Source organism: Pseudomonas sp. BGI-2 (genome assembly GCF_004310295.1).
Lineage (GTDB): Bacteria > Pseudomonadota > Gammaproteobacteria > Pseudomonadales > Pseudomonadaceae > Aquipseudomonas.
The window spans coordinates 47,621-62,022 of sequence record NZ_SISB01000028.1 but is presented as its reverse complement, the minus strand read 5'-3'; the positions used below and the strand labels follow the sequence as shown (position 1 = coordinate 62,022).

General features: G+C 59.2%; 12 protein-coding genes. 10 read left to right on the top strand and 2 right to left on the bottom strand.

Going from position 1 to position 14,402, the window contains the following annotated elements:
- Positions 1–2 precede the first annotated feature (2 nt).
- From folK to EYC95_RS19245, 10 genes are all read left to right on the top strand, one after another.
- Positions 3–482, top strand: coding sequence for a 2-amino-4-hydroxy-6-hydroxymethyldihydropteridine diphosphokinase (folK, locus tag EYC95_RS19295; RefSeq protein WP_131061777.1), 480 nt, complete (start codon positions 3–5; stop codon positions 480–482).
- Positions 483–851: 369 nt separating this feature from the next.
- A complete protein-coding gene (gene panB, locus EYC95_RS19285) occupies positions 852–1,652 on the top strand; it encodes a 3-methyl-2-oxobutanoate hydroxymethyltransferase (RefSeq protein WP_131061776.1) in 801 nt (266 codons plus the stop codon).
- Entirely contained in the window at positions 1,649–2,509 is an 861-nt protein-coding gene (gene panC, locus EYC95_RS19280) for a pantoate--beta-alanine ligase (RefSeq protein ID WP_131061775.1), read from the top strand. Before panB ends, panC begins: the two co-directional genes overlap by 4 nt.
- Before the next feature lie 196 nt (positions 2,510–2,705).
- Positions 2,706–3,086, top strand: a complete 381-nt coding sequence (panD, locus tag EYC95_RS19275) for an aspartate 1-decarboxylase (RefSeq protein ID WP_003228271.1) — start codon at positions 2,706–2,708, stop codon at positions 3,084–3,086.
- Between the two features lie 225 nt (positions 3,087–3,311).
- Positions 3,312–4,976 carry a glucose-6-phosphate isomerase gene (gene pgi, locus EYC95_RS19270; protein WP_131061774.1) on the top strand — a complete coding sequence of 555 codons (1,665 nt, stop codon included), beginning with the start codon at positions 3,312–3,314 and terminating at the stop codon, positions 4,974–4,976.
- Positions 4,977–5,191: 215 nt separating this feature from the next.
- Positions 5,192–7,129: an acetate--CoA ligase gene (gene acs / locus EYC95_RS19265; protein WP_131061773.1), complete on the top strand. Its 1,938-nt coding sequence runs from the start codon at positions 5,192–5,194 to the stop codon at positions 7,127–7,129.
- Between the two features lie 50 nt (positions 7,130–7,179).
- Entirely contained in the window at positions 7,180–8,052 is an 873-nt protein-coding gene (locus EYC95_RS19260) for an oxygenase MpaB family protein (protein WP_131061772.1), read from the top strand.
- Positions 8,053–8,235: 183 nt separating this feature from the next.
- Positions 8,236–9,252: a class I SAM-dependent rRNA methyltransferase gene (locus EYC95_RS19255; protein WP_131061771.1), complete on the top strand. Its 1,017-nt coding sequence runs from the start codon at positions 8,236–8,238 to the stop codon at positions 9,250–9,252.
- Between the two features lie 116 nt (positions 9,253–9,368).
- Entirely contained in the window at positions 9,369–12,311 is a 2,943-nt protein-coding gene (locus EYC95_RS19250) for a DUF748 domain-containing protein (protein WP_131061770.1), read from the top strand.
- The gene (locus tag EYC95_RS19245) at positions 12,311–12,607 is read left to right on the top strand and encodes a DUF2845 domain-containing protein (RefSeq protein ID WP_131061769.1); all 297 of its coding nucleotides are present in this window, start codon (positions 12,311–12,313) and stop codon (positions 12,605–12,607) included. The genes EYC95_RS19250 and EYC95_RS19245 overlap by 1 nt, the downstream gene beginning before the upstream one ends.
- 285 nt (positions 12,608–12,892) lie before the next feature.
- Here EYC95_RS19245 and EYC95_RS19235 read toward each other — a convergent pair whose 3' ends face one another.
- Together EYC95_RS19235 and EYC95_RS19230 are read right to left on the bottom strand one after the other, a co-directional pair.
- A complete protein-coding gene (locus EYC95_RS19235) occupies positions 12,893–13,246 on the bottom strand; it encodes a BON domain-containing protein (protein ID WP_131061767.1) in 354 nt (117 codons plus the stop codon).
- A gap of 556 nt (positions 13,247–13,802) precedes the next feature.
- Positions 13,803–14,216 (bottom strand): pilin, encoded by a 414-nt coding sequence (locus EYC95_RS19230; protein WP_131061766.1) that lies wholly within the window; start codon positions 14,214–14,216, stop codon positions 13,803–13,805.
- Positions 14,217–14,402 lie beyond the last annotated feature (186 nt).

The window sequence follows — 14,402 nt, the reverse complement described above, 5'->3', positions numbered from 1 at the left end:
CCATGGAACGCATCTACATCGGCATGGGCAGCAATCTGGCTGACCCCGCCGAACAATTGCGCAGCGCCGTCGAGGCGCTGGCGCAGTTGCCGCAGACCGAACTGGTCGGGGTGTCCGGGTTTTATCAAAGCGACTCACTCCTGCCCGGCCAACCGCGTTACACCAACGCGGTCGCCGCCCTCGACAGCACGCTCGCGCCGCTGGACCTGCTTGATGCGCTGCAAGCCATCGAGAACGAACAAGGCCGCGAGCGTCTTGAGCGCTGGGGCCCACGCACGCTGGACCTCGATATCGTGCTGTTTGGCGATCGGCTGATCGACGAACCGCGCCTCAAGGTGCCTCACTACCACATGCAGGAGCGGGCCTTCGTTCTGTATCCGCTGGCTGAACTGGCGCCTGCGGGTTTGCGCCTACCTGATGGCCGCAGCCTGAAGGAGTTACTCGTCGCCTGCCCGTTCGTCGGCCTGGAACGCCTCCCCTGAACGCCACCATTCCCCTGTAGGCGCGAAGCTTGCTCGCGAAAGCGCACTGACATCCAATATTTATGTCGACTGTCACACCGCTTTCGCGAGCAAGCTTCGCTCCTACAAAAATAGTGCATAGCCAGATCCCGACTGCTGAAACGCATCAGTTACCCCGGTAACACCCCACGCGTAACAATGCGGTAACACATGCAATTGACTTCCCGAGTTCTCCTCACGACTATAGGCGTCCCGCTGCCGCCAACACGGCATTGAAGGGCGCAATCCAGGCCTTAAAAGCACGACAACAGACCGTACGCCTGTATTTAACGAAGAATCACGCGCGTTACTCGCAGTAGTTTCCACAGCGCCTGAATGAGGAACTTTTTCATGCCAGCCATCACCCTGACTACTCTGCAAGGTCTCAAGCAAAAAGGTGAAAAAATCACCATGCTGACCTGCTATGACGCGACCTTCGCCCACGCCTGCAATGAGGCTGGCGTCGAAGTGCTGCTAGTGGGCGACTCCCTCGGCATGGTTTTGCAAGGTCACGACAGCACCCTGCCGGTGACCACCGCCGAAATGGCTTACCACGTGGCAGCCGTCAAACGCGGCAACGCCGATGCGCTGATCCTCGCCGACCTGCCGTTCATGGCCTACGCCACCACCGAACAAGCCATGACCAACAGCGCCCTGTTGATGCAGGCCGGTGCACACATGGTCAAGGTTGAAGGGGCATTGTGGCTCGCGGACTCGATCCGTCTGCTGGCCGAACGTGGCGTCCCGGTGTGCGCGCACATGGGGCTGACGCCGCAATCGGTGAACATTCTCGGGGGCTACAAAGTCCAGGGCCGCAGCGAGAACCAGGCACGACAGATGCGTGCCGACGCCATCGCCCTGGAACAGGCCGGTGCCTCCATGTTGCTGCTCGAGTGCGTACCGAGCGAACTGGCCCAGGAAATCACCCAGGCAGTGGGTATTCCGGTGATCGGCATCGGCGCCGGCAGTGACACCGATGGCCAGGTCCTGGTTCTGCACGACATGCTCGGTCTGTCCATTACCGGCCGCGTGCCAAAATTCGTAAAGAACTTCATGAACGGCCAAACCAGCATTCAAGCTGCACTCAGCGCCTACGTCACAGAAGTCAAAGCAGTAACCTTCCCTGGGATCGAACACGGATTCTCTGCATGAACACCGTAAAAACCGTACGCGAACTGCGGGCCGCCGTGGCCCGTGCCCGCAACGAAGGCAAGCGCATCGGCTTCGTGCCGACCATGGGCAACCTGCACAGCGGCCATATCGCGCTGATTACCAAAGCGACCCAACGGGTGGATTTCGTGGTCGCGAGCATTTTCGTCAACCCGCTGCAATTCGGCGCTGGCGAAGACCTCGACAAATACCCGCGCACCCTGGCCGCTGACCAGGAGAAACTGCTCGAGGCCGGCTGCCACTTGCTGTTCGCGCCAGCCGTTGAAGAAATGTACCCCGACGGCATGACCGGCCAGACCCGCGTCAGCGTCCCGCAACTCTCCGAAGGCCTGTGCGGCGCCAGCCGTCCCGGGCATTTCGAAGGGGTGGCGACGGTGGTCAGCAAGCTGTTCAACATGGTCCAGCCTGACCTGGCGATCTTCGGCCAGAAAGACTTCCAGCAACTGGCGGTGATCAAATCCCTGGTCCATGACTTGAACATGCCGGTCCAGATCATTGGCGAACCGACCGTGCGTGCGGCCGATGGCCTGGCGCTGTCGTCGCGCAATGGTTTCCTCAGTGAAGAGCAACGGGCCGTTGCGCCAGTGGTGTATCGCGTCCTGAGCCAGATGGCCGAGGCGATCAAACAGGGAGAGCGAGATTTCCCGGCGCTGATCGACGCACAGTTCAAGCAGCTCGAAGCGGCGGGTTTGCGCACCGATTACCTGGAGATTCGTCATGCGCAAACCTTGCGCCCGGCGACCCCGGAGGATCGGGATCTGGTGATTCTGGTAGCGGCGTTCCTGGGCACCACGCGGTTGATCGACAACCTGCACCTGAGCCTCGACACCACCGCCTAAGCACCGCCAGATAACTGTAGGAGCGAAGCTTGCTCGCGAAGAGGCAGTCACATTCAACATTTGCATCGACTGATACGACGCGTTCGCGAGCAAGCTTCGCTCCTACAGGGTACTGCGTGGCTTCGCCCCCTTATTGCTGCCCTTTATGCCTTCGGGCAAACTGCCCGCCGTTCGATTCCTACCTGGGAAAACACTCATGCACGCCATCATGCTTAAAGCCAAGCTGCATCGCGCCGAAGTCACTCACGCAGTACTCGATTACGAAGGTTCTTGCGCCATAGACGGCGAATGGCTGGATTTGTCCGGCATCCGTGAATACGAACAGATCCAGATTTATAACGTCGACAATGGCGAACGCTTTACCACCTACGCGATTCGTGGTGAAGAAGGCTCGCGCATGATTTCGGTCAACGGCGCTGCCGCGCACAAAGCCAAGGTCGGTGATCGCGTGATCATCTGCGCTTACGCGCATTACAGCGAAGCCGAGCTGCTCAACTTCAAGCCGCGCATGCTCTACATGGCGCCGGGCAATGAACTGAGCCACACCAGCAATGCCATCCCGGTTCAGGTCGCCTGATCGAACCGTCGCCCCTCCCGTTTGTCGAAACGTTCCCTGCTTTGTGTATAAAAAAGTACCGGGAACGTGTTAGACAAAGTCAAGACAGATCGCAGCGCGAGGTTTACTGTATTCGCCCTGTGTCATTGAAATCGTGTCGACGCAGTTGACCGGACGCCTGCCCACGGTGCGCCGGGATTTTCAGTGTTCAAAAAAGCCGTTCAAGTAAAAAGGAAACCCGCAGCGATGGCGTACTACCGCACTCCTAAAGACGTTACCGCTCTGCCCGCCTGGCAAGCGCTGAATGACCACCGCCAAGCCATGCAGGATTTCAGCATGCGCGAAGCCTTCAATGCCGATCCGCAGCGCTTTACTCAATTCACCCTCAGCAGCTGCGGCCTGTTTCTCGATTACTCGAAGAACCTGATCAACGCCGAGACCCGCAATCTGCTGGTGGGCCTGGCCAACGAAGTCGACCTCAAGGGCGCGATCAAGTCGCTGTTCGAAGGCGAAATCGTCAACGCATCTGAAGGTCGTCCGGCCCTGCACACCGCTCTGCGCCGCCCGGTAGGCGACAAGCTGTCGGTCAATGGCGTCAACGTGATGCCTGAAGTGCACAAAGTGCTGAACCAGATCACCGACCTCGTTGGCCGCATCCACGACGGCTTGTGGCGCGGTTACACCGAGAAGCCGATCACTGACGTGGTGAACATCGGCATCGGTGGCTCGTTTCTCGGCCCGGAGCTGGTGTCTGAAGCGCTGCTGTCCTACGCCCAAAAAGGCGTGCGTTGCCATTACCTGGCGAACATCGACGGCAGTGAGTTCCACGAACTGACCATGAAGCTGCGCGCTGAAACCACGCTGTTCATTGTTTCGTCGAAATCCTTCAATACCCTCGAAACCCTGAAAAATGCTCAGGCCGCTCGCGCCTGGTACCTGGCCCAGGGTGGTTCGGAAGCCGAGCTGTATCGTCACTTCATCGCCGTGTCCAGCAACAACGCGGCGGCCGTGGCGTTCGGTATCCGTGAAGAAAACATCTTCCCGATGTGGGACTGGGTTGGCGGTCGGTATTCGCTGTGGTCGGCCATCGGCTTGCCAATCGCCCTGGCCATCGGCATGTCGAACTTCAAGGAACTGCTGTCCGGTGCCTACACCATGGACCAGCACTTCCAGAGCGCGCCATTCGACCAGAACATGCCGGTGCTGCTGGCCTTGCTCGGCGTCTGGTACGGCAACTTCTGGGGCGCGCAAAGCCACGCGATCCTGCCGTACGACCACTACCTGCGCAACATCACCAAGCACTTGCAACAGCTGGACATGGAATCCAACGGCAAGAGCGTGCGTCAGGACGGCACACCAGTGGCCACCGAAACGGGTCCGGTGATCTGGGGCGGCGTGGGTTGCAACGGTCAGCACGCGTATCACCAGTTGCTGCACCAGGGCACCCAACTGATTCCGGCCGACTTCATCGTGCCGATTGTCAGCTTCAACCCGGTCTCCGACCACCACCAGTGGCTGTACGCCAACTGCCTGTCGCAAAGCCAGGCACTGATGCTTGGTAAAACCCTTGCCGAAGCCGAAACCGAGCTGCGTGACAAAGGCATGAGCGAAGAAGAGGTGCATAAACTCGCGCCGCACAAGGTAATCCCGGGCAACCGTCCGAGCAACACCTTGGTGGTCGAGCGCATCAGCCCGCGTCGTCTCGGTGCGCTGGTGGCGATGTACGAACACAAAGTCTTCGTGCAAAGCGTGGTCTGGGGCATCAACGCCTTCGACCAGTGGGGCGTGGAGCTGGGTAAAGAACTGGGCAAAGGCGTCTACAACCGCCTGGTCGGCAGCGAAGAAACCCCGGCTGACGATGCCTCCACCCAAGGCCTGATCAACTACTTCCGCGGCCGTCACCGCGGCTAACGCCATCCCTGTAGGAGCGAACGGTGCGGCGATCCGACTTGCTCGCGAAGAACGATAACTCGGTGTACCTGATACACCGAGTCGCCTTCTTCGCGAGCAAGTCGGATCGCCGCACCGTTCGCTCCTACAGGGTGGTGTTTGTCCTCGGGTCTTGAACCCTTTCGCTACTCGGCGCATCTTTATTACTTGTCGCAAAACAAGAATAAGGAACCGTCATGTTCGATATCAGCACGTTCCCCAAAGCCGATGCCGTCCGCCGGGCTGCACAATTGAGTCAAGACGACTACCACCGCCTCTACCGCCAATCCATCGACCATCCCAGCACCTTCTGGGCCGAGCAGGCCTCCCGCTTTCTCGACTGGAGCACGCCATGGGAAACCGTCCAGCGCTATAACCTGAAAACCGGCGAGGCCAGCTGGTTTGCCGGCGGCAAACTGAACGTCAGTTACAACTGCATCGACCGTCACCTGGAAACACGCGGCGATCAGATCGCAATCCTCTGGGAAGGCGACGACCCCGCCGAATCCGCGCAGATCACCTACAAAAAACTTCATCACAACGTCTGTTGCCTGGCCAACGTGCTCAAAAGCCGTGGCGTGAAAAAGGGCGACCGCGTGTGCATCTACATGCCGATGATTCCCGAAGCCGCCTACGCCATGCTCGCCTGCACGCGGATTGGCGCGGTGCATTCGGTGGTGTTCGGTGGCTTCTCGCCAGACTCTGTGCGCGACCGGATTCTCGACGCCGACTGCCGCACGGTAATCACCGCCGACGAAGGTGTGCGTGGCGGAAAATTTGTGCCGCTCAAACAAAAAGTCGACGAGGCGCTGAAAAGTTGCCCGAACGTCAGCACCGTCATCGTCGTCGAGCGCACCCAGGGCGAAGTGGACTGGGTTGAAGGTCGCGACCTCTGGTATCACCAGGCGCTGCGCGACGTCAGCGACGATTGCCCGCCAGAACCCATGGACGCCGAAGACCCGCTGTTCATCCTCTACACCTCCGGCAGCACCGGCAAACCCAAAGGCGTGCTGCACTCCACCGGCGGCTATCTGCTGCAAGCGGCGATGACCTTCAAGTACGTACTCGACTACCGCGATGGCGAAGTTTTCTGGTGCACCGCCGACGTCGGCTGGGTCACCGGCCACAGTTACATCGTCTATGGCCCGCTGGCCAACGGTGCGACCACGCTGATCTTCGAAGGCGTGCCGAGCTACCCGAGCAGTTCGCGCTTCTGGCAGGTGATCGACAAACACCACGTCAACATCTTCTACACCGCCCCGACTGCGCTGCGCTCGCTGATGCGTGAAGGCCCGGAACCGTTGAAGGAAACGTCTCGCCAGAGCCTCAGATTACTCGGCAGTGTCGGTGAGCCGATCAACCCGGAAGCGTGGGACTGGTACTTCAACGTCGTCGGCGAGCAGCGTTGCCCGATCGTCGATACTTGGTGGCAGACCGAAACCGGCGGCATCATGCTCAGCCCGCTGGTCAGCGCTCAACGGATCAAACCCGGCTGCGCTACACAACCGATGTTCGGCGTGCAACCGGTGTTGTTGGATGAAACGGGCAAGGAAATAACAGGCGCCGGCAGTGGTGTGCTGGCGATCAAATCCAGCTGGCCGGCGCAGATCCGCAGCGTCTATGGCGACCCGCAACGCATGGTCGACACCTACTTCAAGCCCTACCCCGGCTACTACTTCACCGGTGACGGCGCGCGGCGCGACGAGGATGGCGATTACTGGATCACAGGTCGCATTGACGACGTGATCAACGTCTCCGGGCACCGCATCGGTACTGCGGAAGTAGAAAGCGCACTGGTGTTGCACGACAGCATTGCCGAAGCGGCGGTGGTCGGTTATCCCCACGACCTCAAGGGCCAAGGCATCTACGCCTTCGTCACGCCCATGAACGGCACCGAGCCCAATGACGAACTGAAGAAAGAACTGCTGGCCCACGTCAGCAAGGAAATCGGCAGCTTCGCCAAACCGGACTTGATCCAGTGGGCCCCGGCCTTGCCAAAAACCCGTTCGGGCAAGATCATGCGGCGTATTCTGCGCAAGATCGCCTGCAACGAACTGGACAGTCTGGGGGATACTTCCACCCTGGCCGACCCGAGTGTCGTCCAGGAGTTGGTCGACAAACGCCTGAACCAATAAGCCCCGCGCGGCCAGTAATGGCCGCGTTTTATTTTCGCCACTGAGTTGCCATGGAATTCATCCGTACCCGCATCGAAAGCCAGCTCATGAGCCTGACCGGTCTGTCATTGGGCAAGCTCGACCTGGAAAATCCCAAGGGCGATCCCGGCCTGTTCGGTCCCGATTCGGTGAGTTGGCAAGTCCATGGTGATTTCAGCAGCATGCTCATCGGCGGCATTAGCGCGCTGATGCTGCAAGCTCTACATCCACTGGCCCTGGCCGGGGTTTGGGATCACTCGAATTTTCGCGAAGACATGATCGGCCGGTTGCGCCGCACCAGTCAGTTCATCTCCGGGACGACGTTCGGTTCGAGCAAGGACGCCGACTGGCTGATCGAGAAGGTTCGCACCATTCACCTGCAAGTGGTCGGCATTGCACCAGACGGCCGGCCTTACGCCGCCAGCGATCCCGACTTGCTGACGTGGGTGCACGTGGCCGAGGTCAGCAACTTCCTCGCCGCGCATCTGCGTTATCGCAATCCGCACCTTTCATTGATTGATCAGGACCGTTACTACGGCGAAATCGCACGGGTTGCCGAACGCTTGGGCGCCCGCGATGTGCCGCGCAGCCGCAAGGAAATCGCTGATTACCTTGAACGAATCCGCCCGCAATTGTTGTGCGACCAACGCAGTCGCGAGGTGCTGCGACTGCTGTTGAATGCGCCCGCCCCCAGTCGCTTGGCCAAACCGTTTGGCGGCTTGATGATGCAGGCCGGGATCGATCTGCTCCCGGACTGGGCCAGTGACATGCTCGGCGTCAATCAGAACCCGTTGCAACGCCAACTGATCCGCGCCAGCGTCAAGCGCAGTGCGCCAATGCTGCGCTGGGCAATGCGTAATGGCTCGGTACAGCGGGCCAGGCGGCGGATGGGGTTGTTGACCTGACGCTTTTGATCGTTCCCACGCTCCGCGTGGGAATGCAGCCCGGGACGCTCTGCGTCCCAATAGCGGACGCGGAGCGTCCATTTGAGGCATTCCCACGCAGAGCGTGGGAACGATCAGGGGCTCGGGATCAGGTGCAATGCTGTTAAACTCCCGCGCCAAATTCCCTCCTGCAAGGCGCCCAGCATGTCTTCCTTGAATCAGGCGCTGCGCGCCGCCCTCGATCATCGCCAGGACCTGCTCGCCGAGCTGCATCAGCAAGGTACCGATTGCTATCGCCTGTTCCACGGCAGCCAGGAAGGCGCCGGTGGCCTGACCATTGACCGCTACGGCCCGCAACTGCTGGTGCAAAGCTTCCACCAGTCGCTGGAGCGTGACGCGCTGTTGCAACTGCACGAAACCATCAATCAACACCTGGGCCTCGAAACTCTGCTGGTCTATAACGACCGCTCCCGGGGCAACTCGCGCATCGATCGCGAAGACACCGTTTACCGCGCCGACGAGGCGGCCCTGCAGGATCTGGTTGGCCACGAATGGGGCCTTAACTACAGGGTTCGCGGGCGTCACGCCGGTCAGGATCCGCTGCTGTTCCTCGACCTGCGTAACACGCGCGGCTGGGTCAAGGAACACAGCAAAAACAAAAGCGTGCTCAACCTGTTCGCCTACACCTGTGGTGTCGGCCTGAGTGCTGCAGCCGGCGGGGCAAGCGAGGTGTGCAACCTGGATTTCGCCGAGGGCAATCTGGCGGTCGGCCGTGAAAACGGCCTGCTCAACCCGCAGTTGCCAGCCATGGAATTCATCCAGTCCGACTACTTCCCGGCCATCCGCCAACTGGCGGGGCTGCCGATCAGTCAGCGGCGCGGGCAGAAACTGCCGAGTTACCCACGCCTTGAACAGCGTCAGTACGACCTGGTGCTGCTCGATCCGCCGGCCTGGGCCAAGAGCGCGTTTGGCACGGTCGACCTGCTGCGCGACTACCAGAGCCTGCTCAAACCCGCGCTGCTGACCACCGCCGACAACGGCGTGCTGATCTGCTGCAACAACCTGGCAAAGGTCAGCATGGACGATTGGCGCGAACAGGTTTTGCGTTGCGCGGAGAAGGCCGGGCGTCCGGTGCGTGAGTGGACCGTGATGAAACCGGGCGGCGATTTCCCGTCGATGGATCAACAGCCGCCGCTGAAAACGTTGATTCTGCAACTCTGATCACGCAGGAAATTTCCGGTGCTGTTTTCTGAAAAAGCAGAACAGTGCGATCACTTCGGAACCGGAAACGCGTGCCATACTCCAACGCACTCCGATTCAGACAGATGAAGCCACACATGCCCAAAGGATTGATTCGCGCTATTGGCGCATTGTTGACTGCTCTGGCCCTTTACAGCCTGCTGGGGTTTCTGATTTTGCCGGGCATCGCGTTGCGGGTCGCCAACCAGCAATTGGCCAATTACGCCACGATGCCCGCCACGATTTCGCGGATTGAACTCAACCCATTCAGCCTGGAAGTGACCCTCTGGGGCCTGATCATCGGCGAGCCGGGTAAAGAACAGGTCGGCTTTGAACGCCTGTACGCCAACTTGCAGATCGACAGCCTGTGGACCAAGGCACTGCACCTGTCCGATATCGAAATCGACAAACCCAAGACCGAAATCCTGTTTGGCAAGGACGGCAAACTCAACCTGCTTGGCCTGTTCAAGATCCCCCCCAGTGAACCGACCCCGGCCGACCCGGACGCCAAGCCGTTTCCGTTACGCATCGAGCGGATCAAACTGGCTGACGGCTATGTGCACTTCCAGGACGCACGGCCCAGCGAGCCCATCGAATTTCTCTACGACAAACTCGACTTCGAGCTGAAGAACCTCAGCACGCTGCCGGAAGATAACGCCGACATGACCCTGGTGGCGGTCGGCCCGTCGGGCGGGCAGATCGACTGGACCGGCAATTTCAGCCTGATCCCGATCGCCTCTGAAGGTAAGTTGAAAGTCACCGATGCCAACATGAAAGTCTGGTGGCCGTACGTGCGTGACTCGGTGCCGCTGGACCTGGAAAACGGCAAGCTGAACCTGAGCACCGATTACAAACTGAACCTGTCCAAAGAAACCGAACTGCTGCTGAGCAACGTCGCCCTCAGCATTGCCCCGTTCAATATCAAGGCACCGGACGGGCGACCGCTGGCGAAGCTTGCGCGCCTGGACGTCAGTGAAACCACCGTGGATCTGGCCAAGCAGCAAGTGGTGGTCGGCAAGATCCGCAGCCAGAAACTCGAAACCTGGGCCGCCCTCGAAGCCGATGGGCAACTCGACTGGCAAAAGCTGTTCGCCAGCCAACCGTCCAAGGCAGCCGTGAAGGCTGATGCCGAACCGACCAGCACACCGGCAGCCGCCGACTCACCGAAAGCTGAACCTGTGCCGCCAAGTAAACCTTGGCAAGTGTTGCTCAAAGATGTGCAACTGCGCGATTACCAGGTGCATCTGGCCGATCGCAAAGCGCAACCCGCCGTCGCGTTGGACATTGGCCCGCTGAACCTCGATCTGCAGAATTTCGACAGCCTCAACGGCTCGCCTTTCAACCTCAAACTCGATACCGGTGTGGGCAAACAGGGCAAGCTCATGGCGGACGGCGTGGTCAATCTGGCACCGGTCAGCGCCAAATTGAACGTGCAGACCAAGGACATCGACCTGCGTGTCGCCCAGTCCTACATCAGCCCGTTCATTCGCCTGGAACTGCGTAGCGGCATGCTCGGCAGTGATCTGGCGGTCGATCTGAAAAGCACCGAGCCATTGGCGTTCAGCGTCACCGGTAAAGCGCAGGTTGATCAGTTGCATACCCTCGACACCCTCAAGACCCGTGACTTTCTCAAGTGGCAGCAATTGGTGCTCGAAGGCCTGAACTATCAACACGGCGACAGCCTGTCGATCGACAAGGTCAACCTGTTCCAGCCTTACGTGCGCTTCATGATCAACGATGACCGCACCACCAACATCGATGACCTGCTGATCCCGCAACCGGCCGACTCTGGCACCAAGACGACGGCGGCGGCCAAACCCGCCAGCAAGGAAAAACCGCTGGGCATCCACGTTGGCGGCATTGCCATCAATGACGGTTCGGCGAATTTCGCCGACTTCAGCCTGACCCCGAACTTCGCCACGGCCGCGCAACAGCTCAACGGGCAGATCGGCACCATCGACAGCCGCCAGGCGAAACCGGCCACTGTCGACATCAAAGGCAAGGTCGACCGCTACGCGCCAGTGACCATCAAGGGTTCGGTCAACCCGTTCGACCCGATGGCCAGCCTCGACATCGCCACCAGTTTCAAACGCGTGGAATTGACCACGCTGACGCCCTACTCCGGCAAGTTCGCCGGTTACCGCATCCGCAAGGGCCGACTCAATCTCGACCTGCATTACATCATCACCAAGGGCCAGCTCAAGGCCGAAAACAAAGTGGTGGTCGAGCAACTGCAACTGGGTGAAAAAGTCGACAGCCCGGACGCGGTAAGCCTGCCGCTGAAACTGGCGATCGCCTTGCTCAAGGACGTCGACGGCAAGATTTCCATCGAGCTGCCAGTGACCGGCGACTTGAACAACCCGCAGTTCAGCGTCATGCCCATTGTCTGGCAGACCCTGCGCAACCTGATCGTCAAGGCCGCTGCCGCCCCGTTCAAAATGATTGGCGGGCTGGTCAGTGGCGGTAGTTCGCAAGATTTGGGCACCGTCTCGTTTGCACCGGGTTCAAGCGAGCTGAGCAAAGACGCCGAGGGTTCGTTGGTCAAACTGTCCCAGGCCCTCAAGGAACGTCCGGCCCTGCGCCTGGAAATCGAAGGCACGGTGGCCGCCAGCAGCGACGGCCCGCTGATTGCCGAGCAACGGCTTGAACGCGAATACCAGTACAACTACTACAAAATGCTCCAGCGGCGCGGTGACAAGGTTCCGGCCCAGGCGTCATTGCTGCAAGTGCCGGACGGCGAGAAAGGTCCGCTGCTGGAAGGGATCTACCGCACGCGCCTGAAGAACCAGCCACCCGCTGAATGGAAGGACCTGGGCAAGGAAGAACGCACCGCAAAAATGCGCGCAGACGTGATCAAATTCTGGAGTTCCAGCGATGTGCTGCTGCGCCAGCTCGGCCAGGAACGCGCCAGCAGCATCAAGGACTACCTGGTGGACAAGGCGCAGATGGCCGACGACCGCATCTACTTCATCGACGCCCAACTGGGCGAGGCGCAAAGTGACGGTCGGGTGGTAACACCGATGCACCTGGATGCCGAGTGATGATCAGACGATTGCTGATAAGCCTGACCCTGGCACTCGCGGCCAGTCAGGCCTCGGCGGCCGATACCCTGCGCTGCGGCAGTCAATTGGTCAGCGTTGGCGACCGGTCCAGCGAAGTGCTGCAGAAATGCGGTGAACCGGTCAGCCGCGATCTGTTGGGCTACAAGCGCAGTGCCAACCGGCGAGAAGAGTTTCAGGTCGAGGAATGGACCTACGGGCCCAATGGCGGGATGTATCAATACCTGCGGTTTGAAGGTAACCGGCTGAAACAGATCACCAGCAAACGCGGTAACTGAACCCACTTAAATCTTATGTGGGCACATTTCAATGTGGGAGTGAGCCTGCTCGCGATAGCGGTGTAACAGTCAACAAAGATGTTGAATGTTATGCCCTCATCGCGAGCAGGCTCACTCCCACATTGGTTTTGCGGCGCCCACAATAGAACAGGCCCCCGACACGAATGTCAGAGGCCTGTAATGGCCACATCCTTGTGGCCTTTCGCATGAACTCTCCAGAGACGGCAGGCGTATTGCTCAGCCCGTCTGCCGCGCCTTCTCCCAGTCCAGGCGAGAAGTCTTGCCTTACTCGGCTTTCAGGCCGTCAGCGGAGACCGCTTTGACGCCTTTGATCTTCTTGGCGATCGCTACTGCGACGTCTTTCTGGGAATCAGTCACGGCAGTAGTGGACGACAGGGAAACAACCCCTTTGTTGGTTTCAACCTTGATGTCGGTACCAGGAATGCCTTTTTCAGTGACCAGGTCTGCTTTGACTTTGGTGGTGATCCAAGTGTCGGAGGTAGCTTCTTTGGCTTGGGTCACTTCACCGGCAGCCAGGACCATTGGAGCCTGGGTCGCCTGGGTCTGGGCAAATGCAGCGTTGGCCATGGTCAGGGTCAGCGCGGTAGCAGTAGCGGCAGCGATAGCGAACTTCTTCATACGAGTAACTCCTGTTTTTCTAGAAAGTCTGCTGCGTGTCTTGTCAGCAGGGTTACCAGAGATATTGCGAACGCTGTGCCAACTTTGAGACAGATAATAAATCGTTATAAATCAGTATCTTAGTAAAAATGTCGATTTTCGGAATCATGCAAAATGCAAGACTTCGAGTTTCTCTACATGCAACTTGCAGGTTTTGTCGCAGGCCTAAGGCCATGAATTGTCGGGGTTTTTTTGCTTTTCGAAATTGAGGGTGTCATTCCAACAAAAAGCCCCGCTTTTTAGGGCTAATGCTGTTCACTTAAGACAATCATCAGTCGAGCGAGAACCTGTGGCGAGGGGATTCATCGAAACGTCGCACCGCCCCGTTCGGCTGCGAAGCGGCCCCCTGCGCCCGTTCAGACAGACCGAGTTGTGTGGATTTACGACTGCTTCGCAGCCGAACGGGGCGGTGCGACGTTTCGCTGAATCCCCTCGCCACAAATGAGTGCCCGCGCTTAAGTGAACAGCATTACGCTTTTTAGGGCAGGGCTTTGGCTTTCAAGAGATTTGTTGAGCGTTATGCCGCACCAGTGCAGCCTTTAGGCAAGAAGTCTTGCTGAGCAGTGCTGGTGCAAGCCCAGCCCGTCGTCGAGCGTGTCAGCGTGATCGTCTTGCCTAAAACCGGTGCAGGCGCGTTAACGATCGTACAAACAATGGTCCCTGCGCCATCAGCGGCTGTACCGGACGCTGTCAGCGTGCAGTTTGACGTTGGGCTAACCCCACCAATTGCCGCCACATTCGCCGGGCTTGTCCCGTTATTCATGAGTTCTTCAAATGGCACTTTCAACGCAGAAATCTCGGCCAGTCCCGCCGTGACTTTGGCCTTCGCTTGATATTTGGAGTACATCGGCAACGCAAACGTCGCCAGGATCCCGATGATCGCCACGACGATCAGCAGTTCGATCAGGGTAAAACCTTTTTGAGTATTCATAGACAGGCTCCATGCATGAGTCGAAATCTCATGATCTGAATGAGCTTCAGCACAGCCCGTGCCAAGCGCCCCACCCCCTGTTGGCCGGGCGCGAAGCCAAGGCACAGACCTTTCCTACCCCCCGGATCCGCACTATCTGACACTATTTGTCACCTGGCGGCCGCTGGTTTGGCTCAGCTCCTTGAC

Bases quoted from the DNA above. Each gene is read 5' to 3' on its own strand.
- acs (WP_131061773.1), top strand. From the start codon at position 5,192: ATGTTCGATATCAGCACGTTCCCCAAAGCCGATGCCGTCCGCCGGGCT.
- pgi (WP_131061774.1), top strand. From the start codon at position 3,312: ATGGCGTACTACCGCACTCCTAAAGACGTTACCGCTCTGCCCGCCTGG.
- EYC95_RS19230 (WP_131061766.1), bottom strand. From the start codon at position 14,216: ATGAATACTCAAAAAGGTTTTACCCTGATCGAACTGCTGATCGTCGTG.
- panC (WP_131061775.1), top strand. From the start codon at position 1,649: ATGAACACCGTAAAAACCGTACGCGAACTGCGGGCCGCCGTGGCCCGT.
- EYC95_RS19260 (WP_131061772.1), top strand. From the start codon at position 7,180: ATGGAATTCATCCGTACCCGCATCGAAAGCCAGCTCATGAGCCTGACC.
- EYC95_RS19250 (WP_131061770.1), top strand. From the start codon at position 9,369: ATGCCCAAAGGATTGATTCGCGCTATTGGCGCATTGTTGACTGCTCTG.
- folK (WP_131061777.1), top strand. From the start codon at position 3: ATGGAACGCATCTACATCGGCATGGGCAGCAATCTGGCTGACCCCGCC.
- EYC95_RS19235 (WP_131061767.1), bottom strand. From the start codon at position 13,246: ATGAAGAAGTTCGCTATCGCTGCCGCTACTGCTACCGCGCTGACCCTG.
- EYC95_RS19245 (WP_131061769.1), top strand. From the start codon at position 12,311: ATGATCAGACGATTGCTGATAAGCCTGACCCTGGCACTCGCGGCCAGT.
- panD (WP_003228271.1), top strand. From the start codon at position 2,706: ATGCACGCCATCATGCTTAAAGCCAAGCTGCATCGCGCCGAAGTCACT.
- EYC95_RS19255 (WP_131061771.1), top strand. From the start codon at position 8,236: ATGTCTTCCTTGAATCAGGCGCTGCGCGCCGCCCTCGATCATCGCCAG.
- panB (WP_131061776.1), top strand. From the start codon at position 852: ATGCCAGCCATCACCCTGACTACTCTGCAAGGTCTCAAGCAAAAAGGT.